Here is a 13723-nt window from a genome sequence, read left to right on the forward strand (position 1 = left end):
GCCTACAACCCCACGATCGCGTTCCACCGCCGCGCGAACTCCGTGCGCTCCTCCGACGTGATGTCCCGCGCGATCGCGAGCCGTCGGCGCATCGCGTCGTCGGGGAAGACCAGCGGGTCCTCGGCGAGTGCGGCCAGGTCCTTGTCCTTGGAGGAGGCGAGGACGTCGCGGGCCGCGGGCACGGGGCAGACGTAGTTGACCCACGCGGCGAGCCCGGCCGCGACCTCGGGGTCGTAGTAGTGGTCGATCAGGCGCTCGGCATTGCGCTTGTGGCGGGCGAGGTTGGGGATCATCAGGGACTCGGCCCACAGCTCGGCGCCCTCCTCGGGGACGACGAACGCGATGTCGGGGTCGTCGGCCTGGAGCTGGATGACGTCGCCGCTGTAGGCCTGGCAGGCGAGGACGTCCCCACTGGCGAGGTCCTTGATGTAGTCGTTGCCGGTGAAGCGGCGGATGTGATGGCCGCTCACGCGCTTCTCCAGGCGGTCGCACATGCGGTGGAAGTCGTCCCCGGTCCACTTCCTGATGTCGACGCCTTCGCCCTGCATGAGCAGCGCGAACGCCTCGTCGAGCCCGGACAGGAGCGTGACCCTGCCCTTCAGGTCGTCGGCCCACAGGTCCGCCACGTGCCGGATCTCGCGGCCGAGCCGCCGCTTGTTGTACGCGATGCCGGTGATGCCCGACTGCCACGGCACGGAGAACCTCCGGCCCTCGTCGAAGTGCGGCGTGCGCAGGATCGGGTCGAGGTGCCGGGCCACGTTGGGCTGCCGGGCGCGGTCCATCTCCTGCACCCAGCCGAGGCGTACGAAGCGCGCGCACATCCAGTCGCTGATGACGATGAGGTCCCGGCCGGTCTCCTGATGGTTCATCAGGGAGGGGCTGATCTTGCCGAAGAACTCGTCGTTGTCGTTGATCTCCTCGGTGTAGCGGACGTCGATGCCGGTCCGCTTCTCGAAGGCGTCGAGCGTGGGGCGCCTGGACTTGTCCCGATCGTCGGTGTCGATGTACAGCGGCCAGTTGGCGAAGGTCAGCTTCCTCTCCCGGCCCGAGCGGTCCTTCGCGGCGCGGTCCGACGCGTCGACGTACGCGGCGGGCACCCCGCAGCCCGCGAGGGCGCCGAGGGCTCCCGCCGCGCCGATGCCCTTGAGGAACGTACGACGTGCGGCAACTGTCATGCCCCCACCCTCACTTCACGCACGAGGGGCGGGCAATGGACAAGGTGTCCACCGCCCGCCCCGAAGACGCCGCAGAACGTCAGCCCCGCGCGGGGCCGGACGCCGTCAGTCGATCGACGTCATCACGTGCTTGATGCGCGTGTAGTCGTCGAAGCCGTACGCCGACAGGTCCTTGCCGTAGCCGGACTTCTTGAAGCCGCCGTGCGGCATCTCGGCGACCAGCGGGATGTGCGTGTTGATCCAGACGCAGCCGAAGTCGAGGACCTTGGACATGCGCATCGCGCGGGCGTGGTCCTTGGTCCACACCGAGGAGGCGAGGGCGTACTCCACGCCGTTCGCGTAGCCGACGGCCTGGGCCTCGTCCGTGAAGGACTGCACGGTGATGACCGGGCCGAAGACCTCCTTCTGGATGATCTCGTCGTCCTGCTTGAGCCCGGAGACCACGGTCGGCGCGTAGAAGTAGCCCTTCTCGCCGACCCGGTGGCCGCCCGCCTCGACCTTGGCGTGCGCGGGCAGCCGGTCGATGAAGCCGGAGACCTGCGCCAGCTGGTTGGCGTTGTTCAGCGGGCCGTACAGCACGTCCTCGTCGTCGGGCAGGCCGGTCTTGGTGTCGGCGGCGGCCTTGGCGAGGGCGGTGACGAACTCGTCGTGGATGGACTCGTGGACGAGAACGCGGGTCGCGGCCGTACAGTCCTGGCCCGCGTTGAAGAAGCCCGCCACCGAGATGTCCTCGACGGCCTTGGCGATGTCGGTGTCCTCGAAGACCACGACGGGCGCCTTGCCGCCCAGCTCCAGGTGGACGCGCTTGAGGTCCTTGGCGGCCGACTCGGCCACCTGCATGCCCGCGCGCACCGAGCCGGTGATGGAGGCCATCGCCGGGGTCGGGTGCTCGACCATCATGCGACCGGTGTCGCGGTCGCCCGTGACCACGTTGAAGACGCCGGGCGGCACGACGGAACCGATGATCTCGGCCATCAGGACGGTCGACGCCGGGGTGGTGTCCGACGGCTTGAGGACGACCGTGTTGCCCGCGGCGAGGGCCGGGGCGAACTTCCACACGGCCATCATCATCGGGTAGTTCCACGGCGCGACCTGCGCGCAGACGCCGACCGGCTCGCGGCGGATGATGGAGGTCAGACCCTCCATGTACTCACCGGCGGCGCGGCCCTCCAGCATCCGGGCCGCCCCCGCGAAGAAGCGGATCTGGTCGACCATCGGCGGGATCTCTTCGGAGCGGGTGAGGCCGACCGGCTTGCCCGTGTTCTCGACCTCGGCGGCGATGAGCTCCTCGGCGCGCTCCTCGAAGGCGTCCGCGATCTTCAGCAGCGCCTTCTGCCGCTCGGCGGGCACGAGGTCGCGCCAGGCCGGGAAGGCGTCGGCGGCGGCCTTCATGGCCGCGTCGACGTCGGCCTGGCCGGACAGCGGCGCCACGGCGTACGCCTCGCCGGTCGCCGGGTTGATCACCTCGGTGGTCCGTCCGTCGGCCGCGTCCCGGAATTCTCCGTTGATGTAGTTGCGCAGACGGCGCAGCTCGGTGCTCACTTCCGGCCCTCCAGTCAGTGTCCAGTGGTTGAGACACCCACCCTAGTCCGTACACCGACGCTTTCAACATACCCAGCAGCCCAGGACTGCGAAATCCGCAAGTCGAGAGTCCTCCAGCAACGAATTTCATCGATCCGCCCTTGCGTAACTGCCGAGACCTCGTGCACAGTGAAGTCGTGGCCAGTCGAAGCACAGACCCCAGCAGCCCTCGTGAGGGGGCGACCACCCGCCCCGCCACCGGTGGCGGCCGCGGCCCGGGCGGATCGCCCTCGGTCGACGCCGTCTCCCTCGCGATCATCGAACAGCTCCAGGAGGACGGCCGCAGGCCGTACGCCGCCATCGGCAAGGCCGTCGGCCTGTCCGAGGCCGCCGTGCGCCAGCGCGTCCAGAAGCTCCTGGACCAGGGCGTGATGCAGATCGTCGCCGTGACGGACCCGCTCACCGTGGGCCTGCGCCGTCAGGCGATGGTCGGGATCGACGTGGAGGGCGACGTGGACCCGGTCGCCGACGCCGTCGCCGCCATGCCGGAGGCGGAGTACGTGGTGATGACCGCGGGCTCGCACGACCTCCTCGTGGAGATCGTCTGCGAGGACGACGACCATCTCCTCGAGGTCATCAACAAGAGGATCCGCGCGCTCCCCGGCGTGCGTTCGACCGAGAGCTTCGTCTACCTCAAGCTGAAGAAGCAGACCTACATGTGGGGAACCCGATAGCCGTGAGCAAGGACCTCAGCAAAACCGCGTACGACCACCTGTGGATGCACTTCACGCGCATGTCGTCGTACGAGAACTCGCCCGTGCCCACCATCGTGCGCGGTGAAGGCACCTACATCTACGACGACAAGGGCAAGAAGTACCTCGACGGTCTCGCGGGCCTGTTCGTGGTCCAGGCCGGGCACGGCCGCCGTGAGCTGGCCGAGGTCGCCGCCAAGCAGGCGGCCGAGCTGGCCTTCTTCCCCATCTGGTCGTACGCCCACCCGAGCGCCGTCGAACTGGCCGAGCGCCTCGCCCACCACGCCCCGGGCGACCTGAACAAGGTCTTCTTCACCACCGGCGGCGGCGAGGCCGTCGAGACCGCCTGGAAGCTGGCGAAGCAGTACCACAAGCTCACCGGCAACCACACGAAGTACAAGGTCATCTCGCGCGCGGTCGCCTACCACGGCACCCCGCAGGGCGCCCTGTCCATCACCGGCCTCCCGGCCCTCAAGGCCCCCTTCGAGCCGCTGGTCCCCGGCGCGCACAAGGTGCCCAACACCAACATCTACCGCGCCCCGATCCACGGCGACGATCCGGAGGCCTTCGGCCGCTGGGCCGCCGACCAGATCGAGCAGGAGATCCTCTTCGAGGGCCCCGAGACCGTCGCCGCGGTCTTCCTGGAGCCGGTGCAGAACGCGGGCGGCTGCTTCCCGCCTCCGCCCGGCTACTTCCAGCGCGTGCGTGAGATCTGCGACAAGTACGACGTGCTGCTCGTCTCCGACGAGGTCATCTGCGCCTTCGGCCGCCTCGGCACGATGTTCGCCTGCGACAAGTTCGGGTACGTGCCGGACATCATCACCTGCGCCAAGGGCATGACCTCGGGCTATTCCCCGATCGGCGCCGCGATCGTCTCGGACCGCATCGCCGAGCCGTTCTACAAGGGCGACAACACCTTCCTGCACGGCTACACCTTCGGCGGCCACCCGGTCTCCGCGGCCGTCGGCCTCGCCAACCTCGACCTCTTCGAGCGCGAGGGCCTCAACCAGCACGTGCTCGACAACGAGGGCGCGTTCCTCAGCACCCTCCAGAAGCTGCACGACCTGCCGATCGTCGGCGACGTCCGCGGCAACGGCTTCTTCTACGGCATCGAGCTGGTCAAGGACAAGGCCACCAAGGAGTCCTTCACGGACGAGGAGTCCGAGCGCGTCCTCTACGGCTTCGTCTCCAAGAAGCTCTTCGAGTACGGCCTGTACTGCCGCGCCGACGACCGCGGTGACCCCGTCATCCAGCTGTCGCCGCCGCTGATCTCGGACCAGTCCACGTTCGACGAGATCGAGGGCATCGTCCGGCAGGTCCTGGCGGAGGCCTGGACCAAGATCTGACCCGGCGCCCCACCGGCCCGGGCGCACCCATCCGAGTGAGATGGGGGCGCCCGGGCCGCGTCCTTGTCCGGGGGCCCGTACCGAATCCTTAGCGTGCCCAGTGACCGATCGGCCCAGCCTTCGTTCCCCCGTACGGGGGAGGCGATCTGATCTGAACCGAGGTGTACGCCCATGGTGGCCCCGCCGGACAACGACGTGCTGTGGGCCCGCGCCCTGCACGTCACGCTCAACGGCACTCCCGCACTCACCGGCGTCTCGCTCGGTGTCCGCGAGGGCGAGATCCTCGCGGTCGGCGGCCCGCGCGGCAGCGGCAAGACGACGCTCCTGCGCTGTCTGTCCGGCCAGCTGCCGCCGCAGCGCGGCGAGGTCTGGTTCAACTCCACGCCCGTGCACACCATGGGCCCGCTGGTCCGCGAGCGGCTGCGCCGCGACCGGTTCGGCTGGATCGACCCCGAGCCCTCCCTCGTCCCCGAGCTGACCGGCTGGGAGAACGCCGCGCTCGCGCTGCTCCTGCGCGGCGCCCCGCGCCGCACCGCCAAGCGCGCCGCCCTGGAGTGGCTGGAGCGCCTCGACGTCGGCGACAGCGCGCGCAAGCGGCCGCACGCCCTCACCCGGGCCGAGTGCCAGCGCGTGGCCGTCGCCCGCGCCCTCGCCGCGGCCCCCGCCGTCCTCTTCGCGGACGAGCCCACCGCGCCGCTGCACCGCGCCGACCGCGCACACGTCCTGCGCACCCTGACCACGGCCGCCCGCTCGCACGGCATCACCGTCGTCCTCGCCACCCACGACGCGGAGGTCGCCGCCCTCGCCGACCGCACGGTCGCCCTCCTCGACGGCCGCCGCGTGAACACGCTCCACCTGCCCGGCGACGACCTCGCGCCCGGCGCCGACGCCGACGCCGGGGGCGCTGCCGACGCGTCGAGCGGGGCCGGGGCAGCCGACCGGGGCGACGCGTCCGGCGGGGCCGGAGCGGCCGACCGGGGCGACGCGTCCGGCGGGGCCGGAGCGGCTGAGCGGACCGGGGCGTCGGGTGGGGCCGCGGCTCCCGACCGGACCGATCCATCAGGCGGAGCCGGAGCGGCCGGACGGGCCGGTGACGGTGGTCCGGGTGGCGGCGCCGGGCGGCCCGGTGGCTCCGACGCGGAAGGCCGGGCCGCGTGCTCGCTCTCCGTCTAGCGCTCGGCGCCCGCCCCCTGGTCCTGCTGCGCCGCCTGCTCGTCGCCGCCGCGGCGGCCGGCACCGGCTTCCTGCTCCTGTGCGCCCTCGGCCACGCCCTGGCCCACCCGGGCTCCGGCGGCGCCGCGGCGCGTCTCGCCTGGTGCGCGCTCCCCCTCGCCGCCACCGTGTACTTCGCCGTCGCCGTGGCCCGTACCGACCCCGGCACCACACCGCGCCCCGGCCTGTCATCGGTCGGCCTCGGCCCCGGCCGGCTCATGGTCGTCTCGGCCATGACCACGGCGGTGGCCTGCACGCTCGGGTCCATGGTGGCGCTGCTGTTCTTTCTGCACCTGCGCGGCGACCTCACCGGCCTGCCCTTCGACGGGGCGGCCGCAGGGCTCCTCGCCGCCGACCGGCCGCTGCCGCTCGCCGCCGCGCTCACGCTGCTCGCCCTCGCGCCGCTCGCCGCGTCCGTCGCGGTCGCGCTCGCGCTGCGCCCGCGCCGCACCAAGCCCGGCGCGGAGCCGACCGACCCCGACGCCCCGCCCCCTGCGCCCGGCGGCCTGCCGTGGGGCGTGGCGCTGCTCGCGGCCGGCCTCGCCGTCGAGACGTACGCGAGCGGCGCCGACGCCGCACCAGGCCTGCGCATGCCCGGCGGCATCGACGGCAGCCCGGCCGGCGTGCTCACCGGCTGGGCGCTCACCGCGATCGGCCTGGCGCTCGCCGGCCCCGGCCTCACCCACCTGTGCGGACGCCTGCTGCAAGCGGTGCGGCCCGGTGCCCTGCGGCTGCTCGCGGGGCGCGTACTGATGCGGGAGGCGCGGCGGGTGGGGCAGCCCCTCGGCGTGGTGTGCGCGGTGGCGTCCGGCGCCTACGCGCTGACCACGCTGCACGCGGCGGGCGGCCGCGCGGACATCGGCCCGCTCACCACGCTCGGCGCGCTGCTCGTCGCGGGCTGCGCGGTCCTCACCCTGGCCACCGCGGCGGCCGAGGCCCGCCACACCCGCGCCTCCACCCAGGCGGCGCTGGTACGCCTCGGGGCGCCCGCGTCCCTGCTCCGCGGCTCGGCGGCACTGCGCGCCATCGTGCTCGCGGCCACCTTCGGCCCGCTGACCTGGCTGGTGGCGCAGCTGTCGGCGATGCCGCTGACGCCCTGAGGGCGGGGGCCGCGGCACGGAGGGCGAGCCCGCCCCGGATTCGTTCGAAAAAACTTCCGCACCACCGATGAGTTCTCCCGTGGCCCACCGTCTACCCCTCCGTAAGACGCACCGCACACCCGAACACCACCCGAGCGGGAGACCTCATGTACCAGCAGATGATCTTCGTGAACCTGGCCGTGTCCGACGTCGAGGCCTCCAAGAAGTTCTTCACGGAGCTGGGTTACACGATCAACCCCCAGTTCACGACGGACGACTGCGCCTGCGTCGTGATCAGTGACACCATCGTCGCGATGCTGCTCGGCACCTCGCGCTACCAGGAGTTCACCACCAAGGAGATCGCGGACTCCACGAAGACCAGCGAGGTCCTGCTCTGTCTGAGCGCCGAGAGCCGCGCCAAGGTCGACGAGGTCGTCGACAAGGCCGTGGCCGCGGGCGGCAAGGACGGCCGCACCCAGGACTACGGCACCATGTACGGCCGCAGCTTCGACGACCTCGACGGCCACACCTGGGAGATCATGTGGATGGACCCGTCCCAGGTCCAGGGCTGACCCTCCCGTCACCACCGCCGGGTGCCTAGCATGGGCGGATGCTCCCCTCCGAAGCGTCCGTCCCGCACCCCGGCGACCGCGAGATCGAGACGCTCGCCGAGTTCGACGAGGTCGTCGCGGCCCACGGCTCACTGGCCCGACACCGCGTCCAGGCAGTCGACCTGACGGGCCGTACGGACGTGTTGCTGACCGTCGACACCACCGACGCCGTCTTCCTGGGCTGCCCGATGCGGGAAGAGGCGGCGGCGCGGGTCCGCGCCGGTGGCGCCCTGGTCTTCCCGCCCGTGCCGGGGCTGCCCTTCGACCCCTACGTCGCCCGCCTCTACACACCGGGCGACCTGTTCGCGGGCCTGGCCGACGGCGGGTACGAGGCGACGCCGGACGCCCGCTCCTACGCCTGGTTCCAGCGGACCAAGGCCGACGGCGACGTCTTCGCCTCCATGCTGCGGGCGGTCCACGACGACTCCGTCTCCGACGCGCTCGACGAACTCCTCCACGGCGCCCGGGTCGTGGGCGTCATGGGCGGCCACGCGATGGCCCGCGGCACGGACGCGTACGCGGGCACTGCCCGGCTCGGCCGCTCCCTCGCGCGGGCCGGCTTCACGGTGGCGACGGGCGGCGGGCCCGGCGCCATGGAGGCGGCGAACCTCGGCGCGTACGCCGCCCCGTACGCCGACACCATGCTCGACGAATCCCTCGAACTCCTCGCCAAGGCACCGTCGTTCACGCCCTCGGTGACCGACTGGGCCAAGGCCGCGTTCGCCGTGCGCGAGCGGTGGCCGGACGGCGGGGCGTCGGTCGGCATCCCCACGTGGTTCTACGGCCACGAGCCGCCGAACGCGTTCGCCGCGCACCTCGCGAAGTACTTCGCCAACGCCACGCGCGAGGACGGGCTGCTCGCCCGCTCGAACGCGGGCGTCGTCTTCCTGCCCGGCGCCGCGGGCACGGTCCAGGAGATCTTCGACAACGCGACCCCCAACTACTACGAGTCCCGCGGCGAACCCACCCCCATGATCCTGGTCGGCCGAACCCACTGGACGACCCACCTCCCGGCCTGGCCCCTCCTCCAGGCCCTGGCAGCCGACCGCCCGATGGCGAAACGGATCGCACTGGTGGACAACGCGGAGGAGGCGGCGGACGTACTGTCGTCGCTGGCCCGCTGACGCGGGGCGCGGTCGGCGTACCCGCTGTGGGCAATCGTCCCGCAGGGCGAGTGGGGCCTCCCCTGCTCGCGCGCAGCCGAGAACTCGGGGAAGGGTGGGCACAGCCCCCGGTGCCGCCCAGCCGTTCAACAGGGCCCCAGCACAGCCGAGGCTCAGCCGAACGACGCCTTCGCCAGCCAGAACTCCAGCAAGCCCCGATCCCCCAGCACCTCGACCCGCCCCGAGTCCAGCCCCCGCCGCCGATAGAACGCGAGCAACACCTCGGTCAACGGCCCCCGCAACACCACGTCCGCCTCAGCACACCCCCGAGCCCAAGACACCCCGTCCGGCCCCAGCGTGACGGACCACCCCACCTCGGCGTCCACGGCGCGCAGCCCCAGCGTGCGCCCCTCCCCCACCAGCTCCGCGGCCCGCGGATCCGCCTTCGCCACCTGCACGAACCGCACGATGTCCAGCCACTCGTCGACGGCGTCGGCGGCCACGTCGGGCTCCAGCTCGTACGCCGCGTCCACGGCGATCGCCGCGTCCGCCCGGTGGATCGCCACCTCGTGCGTCATGCGCCGCGCCCAGAACCCGGCGGTGGCCTCCCCCGCCCAGGACCACACGGGCGTATCGGCCTCGGCGCCGCGCAGCGTCGCGTCGAACATCTCCGCCGTCCCGGCCAGCCACGCGTCGAGCGCGGCCACACCCCCTTCCTCGGGGCCTGCGAAGCCGGGCACCCGCGCCTCGGGGATGTTCTCCGTCGCCCGGGTCCGCACGTGCAGCTCGACCCAGCGCACGGCGCCGCCCGCGTGCCGGACGAGCTGATCGAGGGTCCAGTCGGGGCAGGTGGGGACGGTCACCGACAGATCGGCGCCGTCAAGGGTCGCCCGCAGACTCTCCAGCTGGACGGCGACTTGGTGACGGTAACGCTCGTACGAAAGGCTGGCCATGAGCCGAGCCTAGGCCGTCGCGCCCCGCCGCAGCACGACGATTTCCTCCACCGCGAAGCGCACCCCCACCCGCGCGCCCGGCTCCGGCGCGTCGCGCAGTCCGCACGCGGCCTCCAGGCGGGGAGCGCCCTCAGCGCCGACGGGCTCCAGGCGCACGGCGACATGCGTGCCCCGGAACGTCCGCCCCGTCACCACGCACGCGAGCCCCTCGTCCGCCCCCACGAGCCGCACCCCCGCGGGCCGTACGAGCAGTCGGCAGGAGCCGTCCGCCGTGCCGTCCGGCACCGGGACCTTGCCCCACACGGTCGCGGCGGCCTGCCCTGTGACCGTCGCGTCGACCACGTTGTCGAAGCCGAGGAAGCGCGCCACGAACTCGTCGGCGGGCCTGCGCCACACCTCAAGGGGCGTACCGGACTGGGCGATCCGGCCGTCCCGCATCACCACGACCCGGTCGGCGAGCGCGAACGCCTCGCCCTGGTCGTGCGTGACCGCGAGCACCGTCGTACCCAGCTCCTGGAACAGCTCCCGCAACTCGGCGACCAGGCGCTCCCGCAGCGACCGGTCGAGCTGCCCGAGCGGCTCGTCGAGCATCAGCAGGCGCGGCCGGGGCGCGAGCGCCCGGGCGAGCGCCACCCGCTGCTGCTCACCACCCGACAGCGAGGCGACGGCCCGCTTCTGCGCCCCCGGCAGGCCCACCAGGTCGAGGAGTTCCGCCACCCGCAGCGCCTGCTCGGCGCGGGGCACGCCGCGCATGCGCAGGCCGAAGGCCACGTTCCCCGCCACGTCACGCTGCGGGAAGAGCTGGTGGTCCTGGAACATCAGGCCCACGCCCCGCTTGTGCGCGGGCACCCCGGTCTGGTCACGGCCGTCGAGCACGACACGGCCGGAGTCGAGCCCCTGGAGCCCGGCGACCGCGCGCAGCAGCGTGGACTTGCCGCTGCCGCTCGGCCCGAGCACGCACACGATCTCGTGCTCGGCGACGTCGAGGCCGACCCCGTCAAGGGCGGTGTGCGCGCCGAAGCGCACGGTCGCCTCGTCGAGCCGCAGCAGCGCGCGGGGCCCGGCGGCGGCCGCCCCATCGGGAGCCGTGGCGGTCATCAGAACTCTCCCGTCGTACGGTCCGTGCGCAGGCGCTCCAGGAGCAGGAGCGAGACCGCGCACACCACCATGAGAATCGTCGAAAGGGCCATGGCCTGACCGTAGTTGAGGTCGCCGGGGCGGCCGAACAGGGTGGCCACGGCCACCGGCAGGGTCGGGTTGTCCGGCCGCGCGATGAACACCGTCGCGCCGAACTCCCCGAGCGACACCGCGAACGCGAACCCGGCCGCGATGAGCAGGGCCCTGCGCACCAGCGGCAGGTCGACCTCCCGCCAGGCGCGCAGCGGCGAGGCCCCGAGCACGGCCGCCGCCTCCCGCAGCCGCTCGTCCACGGCGCGCAGCACGGGCAGCATCGTGCGGACCACGAACGGCACGCCCACCAGCGCCTGGGCGAGCGGCACCAGGAACCAGGACGCCCGCAGGTCCAGCGGCGGCTCGTCCAGGGCGATGAGGAAGCCGAAGCCGACCGTCACGGCGGACACGCCGAGCGGCAGCATCAGGAGCGCGTCGAAGCCGCGCACGAGGCGGCCCGCGCGCCGGGTCAGCGCGGTGGCCGCGAGCCCGCCGACGACCAGCGCGATGGCCGTGGCGACGGCCGCGTACTGGAGGGAGTTCCCGATCGCCTCGACGGGCGGCACCAGGAAGGCCCCGCCGTCCGTCGACGTCAGCTGCCGGTAGTACGCGAACCCGTACCCCTGCGGGCCGTCGAGCGAGCGCTGCACCAGGACGCCGAGCGGCAGCACGATCAGCGCGGCCACGGTGAGCAGGACGAAGCCGAGCAGCCCCCACTGCCCGGCCCCGCGCGGCTTGCGCGCCGTCGTCGCGGCGTCGACGAGGCGGAGCGTGCTCTCGCGCCGGCGCACGGTCCAGGCGTGCACGGCCAGGACCCCGCCGACCGCCGCGAACTGCACGAGCGTGAGGACGGCGGCCGTCGGCAGGTCGAGCAGGTTGGCCGTCTGCCGGTAGATCTCCACTTCGAGCGTCGCGTACGTGGGCCCGCCGAGGATCTGCACGATGCCGAAGGACGTGAACGTGAACAAGAAGACCATCAGCGCCGCGGCCGCCACGGCGGGCGCGAGCGCGGGCAGCGTCACCGTCCGCCACGCGCGCGTGCGCGAGGCCCCCAGCATCCGCGCGGCCTCCTCCTGACGCGGATCGAGCTGGGCCCACAGGCCACCGACGGTACGCACGACGACGGCATAGTTGAAGAAGACGTGGGCGAGCAGGATCGCCCACACCGTGGTGTCCAGGCGCACGCCCCACAGCTCGTCGAGGAGCCCGCCGCGCCCGATCAGGGCGAGGAAGGCGGTGCCCACGACGACGGTCGGAAGGACGAACGGCACGGTGACGATCGCCCGCAGCACCTGTTTGCCCCGGAAGTCGAAGCGCGCGAAGACATAGGCGCCGGGGAGCGCGAACAGCAGCGTGAGCGCCGTCGACGCGAGCGCCTGCCAGGTGGTGAACCACAGCACGTGCTGGATGTCGGACTGCCCGACGACGTCCGCGATCCGCCCGAACTGCCAGGCGCCGTCGACCTTCAGGCCGCGCGCGACGATCGCGGCGACCGGATAGGCGAAGAAGACGGCGAAGAACGCGACGGGCAGGGCCATAAGACCGAGCCGCGCCGCGCCTCCCCGCGACGGCCGCCGGCCCGCGCGGGCCGGCGTCTTCGCTACTTCAGTACGAGCGAGGTCCACGACTTGACCCACGGCTCACGGTTGTCGGCGATCTTCTTGGGGGCCATGGTCGCGGGCTTCGCGACCTCGACGCCGTGCTTGCGGAACAGCTCCGGCACCTGCGCGCCCTCCCGCACGGGGTTCACGAACATCTGGAGCGGCATGTCGTCCTGGAACCGCTTGCCGGACAGGAAGTCGAGCAGGGCCTTGCCGCCCTTGGCGTTCTTGGCGTTGCTCAGCAGACCCGCGTACTCGATCTGCCGGAAGCAGGTGCCGGTCGCGACGCCGGTCGGGGCCTGCTTCGGCTGCGGCTTGGCGTACAGGACCTCGACGGGCGGCGAGGAGGCGTACGACACGACGAGCGGCCGGTCGCCCTTGGCCTTCCTGCCGCCCGCGGAGCCCGAGAACTCCTGGTTGTAGGCCTGGTCCCAGCCGTCGACGACCTTGACGCCGTTGTCCTTGAGCTTCTTCCAGTAGCCCTGCCAGCCGTCGTCGCCGTACGCGGCCGCCGTGCCGAGCAGGAAGCCGAGTCCCGGCGAGGACGTGGAGGCGTTCTCGGTGACGAGGAGGTTCTTGTACGCGGGCTTGACCAGGTCGGCGAAGGTCTTCGGGGGCGCGAGCTTCTTGTCGGCGAAGTACTTCTTGTCGTAGTTCACGCAGATGTCGCCGCTGTCGACGGGCGTCACGCGGCGCTCGCCCTTCGGGAGCCGGTACTCGGGCTTCACCCGGCCCGCGTCCTTGGCCTCGTACGGCTGGAAGAGTCCGTTGTCAAGGGCGCGCGAGAGCAGGGTGTTGTCGACGCCGAAGAAGACGTCGCCCTGCGGGTTGCCCTTGGTGAGGATCGCCTTGTTGACCGCCTGGCCCGCGTCGCCGTCCTTGAGGACGCGGACCTTGTACCCGGAGCGCTTCTCGAAGTCCTTCAGGACGTCCTTGGAGACGTTGAAGGAACCGTGGCTGACCAGGGTGACGTCCTTGGACCCCGTGGAGCCGCCGCCGGAGTCACTGCCGGAGCCGCACGCGGAGACGGCGACGAGCCCGAGGCCCACCGCGACCGCGGTGAGGGTGGCCTTCTTGGTGGTGCTCACGTGAGTTCATTCCTCCTGGAGTGACCAGGAGAAGACGCGGCCCTGCACGCGAACCGGGCGGTTCGCGGGCAGGGCGCAACAGCTTGAGTGGTGACCGAACTTCCTACCCGGA

The 13723-nt window shown here is 72.2% G+C and carries 11 protein-coding genes and 1 pseudogene; 6 read left to right on the forward strand and 6 right to left on the reverse strand.

Annotated elements, in window-relative coordinates:
• Positions 1-2: 2 nt before the first annotated feature.
• Positions 3-1175 (reverse strand): polyamine ABC transporter substrate-binding protein, encoded by a 1173-nt coding sequence (locus AC07GB_RS00105; protein ID WP_478840951.1) that lies wholly within the window; start codon positions 1173-1175, stop codon positions 3-5.
• A 105-nt stretch (positions 1176-1280) separates the two neighbouring features.
• Positions 1281-2717, reverse strand: coding sequence for a gamma-aminobutyraldehyde dehydrogenase (locus AC07GB_RS00110; RefSeq protein ID WP_478840952.1), 1437 nt, complete (start codon positions 2715-2717; stop codon positions 1281-1283).
• 161 nt (positions 2718-2878) lie between these two features.
• On the opposite strand from AC07GB_RS00110, the gene AC07GB_RS00115 reads away from it, so the two are divergent.
• The 6 genes and pseudogenes from AC07GB_RS00115 to AC07GB_RS00140 all read left to right on the forward strand — a co-directional run bounded on the left by AC07GB_RS00115 (position 2879) and on the right by AC07GB_RS00140 (position 8820).
• Positions 2879-3430 (forward strand): Lrp/AsnC family transcriptional regulator, encoded by a 552-nt coding sequence (locus AC07GB_RS00115; protein ID WP_478840953.1) that lies wholly within the window; start codon positions 2879-2881, stop codon positions 3428-3430.
• Positions 3415-4794, forward strand: coding sequence for an aspartate aminotransferase family protein (locus AC07GB_RS00120; protein WP_478840954.1), 1380 nt, complete (start codon positions 3415-3417; stop codon positions 4792-4794). The genes AC07GB_RS00115 and AC07GB_RS00120 overlap by 16 nt, the downstream gene beginning before the upstream one ends.
• 171 nt (positions 4795-4965) lie before the next feature.
• Positions 4966-5712: pseudogene (locus AC07GB_RS00125) on the forward strand (ABC transporter ATP-binding protein); the annotation flags it as partial.
• A 236-nt stretch (positions 5713-5948) separates the two neighbouring features.
• Positions 5949-7106: a hypothetical protein gene (locus tag AC07GB_RS00130; RefSeq protein WP_478840955.1), complete on the forward strand. Its 1158-nt coding sequence runs from the start codon at positions 5949-5951 to the stop codon at positions 7104-7106.
• Between the two features lie 146 nt (positions 7107-7252).
• Entirely contained in the window at positions 7253-7657 is a 405-nt protein-coding gene (locus AC07GB_RS00135; protein WP_478840956.1) for a VOC family protein, read from the forward strand.
• A 38-nt stretch (positions 7658-7695) separates the two neighbouring features.
• Positions 7696-8820 (forward strand): LOG family protein, encoded by a 1125-nt coding sequence (locus AC07GB_RS00140; RefSeq protein ID WP_478840957.1) that lies wholly within the window; start codon positions 7696-7698, stop codon positions 8818-8820.
• 152 nt (positions 8821-8972) lie between these two features.
• On the opposite strand, the gene AC07GB_RS00145 is transcribed toward AC07GB_RS00140, so the two are convergent.
• Genes AC07GB_RS00145 through AC07GB_RS00160 form a run of 4 tightly spaced genes read right to left on the reverse strand, consistent with a single transcriptional unit; the run spans position 8973 to position 13611 of the window.
• Positions 8973-9752 carry a maleylpyruvate isomerase N-terminal domain-containing protein gene (locus AC07GB_RS00145; RefSeq protein ID WP_478840958.1) on the reverse strand — a complete coding sequence of 260 codons (780 nt, stop codon included), beginning with the start codon at positions 9750-9752 and terminating at the stop codon, positions 8973-8975.
• A 9-nt stretch (positions 9753-9761) separates the two neighbouring features.
• On the reverse strand, positions 9762-10850 hold the full coding sequence (locus tag AC07GB_RS00150; protein ID WP_478840959.1) for an ABC transporter ATP-binding protein: 1089 nt from the start codon (positions 10848-10850) through the stop codon (positions 9762-9764).
• Positions 10850-12547: an ABC transporter permease gene (locus AC07GB_RS00155; protein ID WP_478841393.1), complete on the reverse strand. Its 1698-nt coding sequence runs from the start codon at positions 12545-12547 to the stop codon at positions 10850-10852. The genes AC07GB_RS00150 and AC07GB_RS00155 overlap by 1 nt, the downstream gene beginning before the upstream one ends.
• Complete coding sequence (locus tag AC07GB_RS00160) at positions 12523-13611, reverse strand: thiamine ABC transporter substrate-binding protein (RefSeq protein WP_478840960.1); 1089 nt, start codon at positions 13609-13611, stop codon at positions 12523-12525. The genes AC07GB_RS00155 and AC07GB_RS00160 overlap by 25 nt, the downstream gene beginning before the upstream one ends.
• Between the last annotated feature and the right edge of the window lie 112 nt (positions 13612-13723).

This window comes from Streptomyces sp. NPDC045778 (assembly GCF_056431945.1).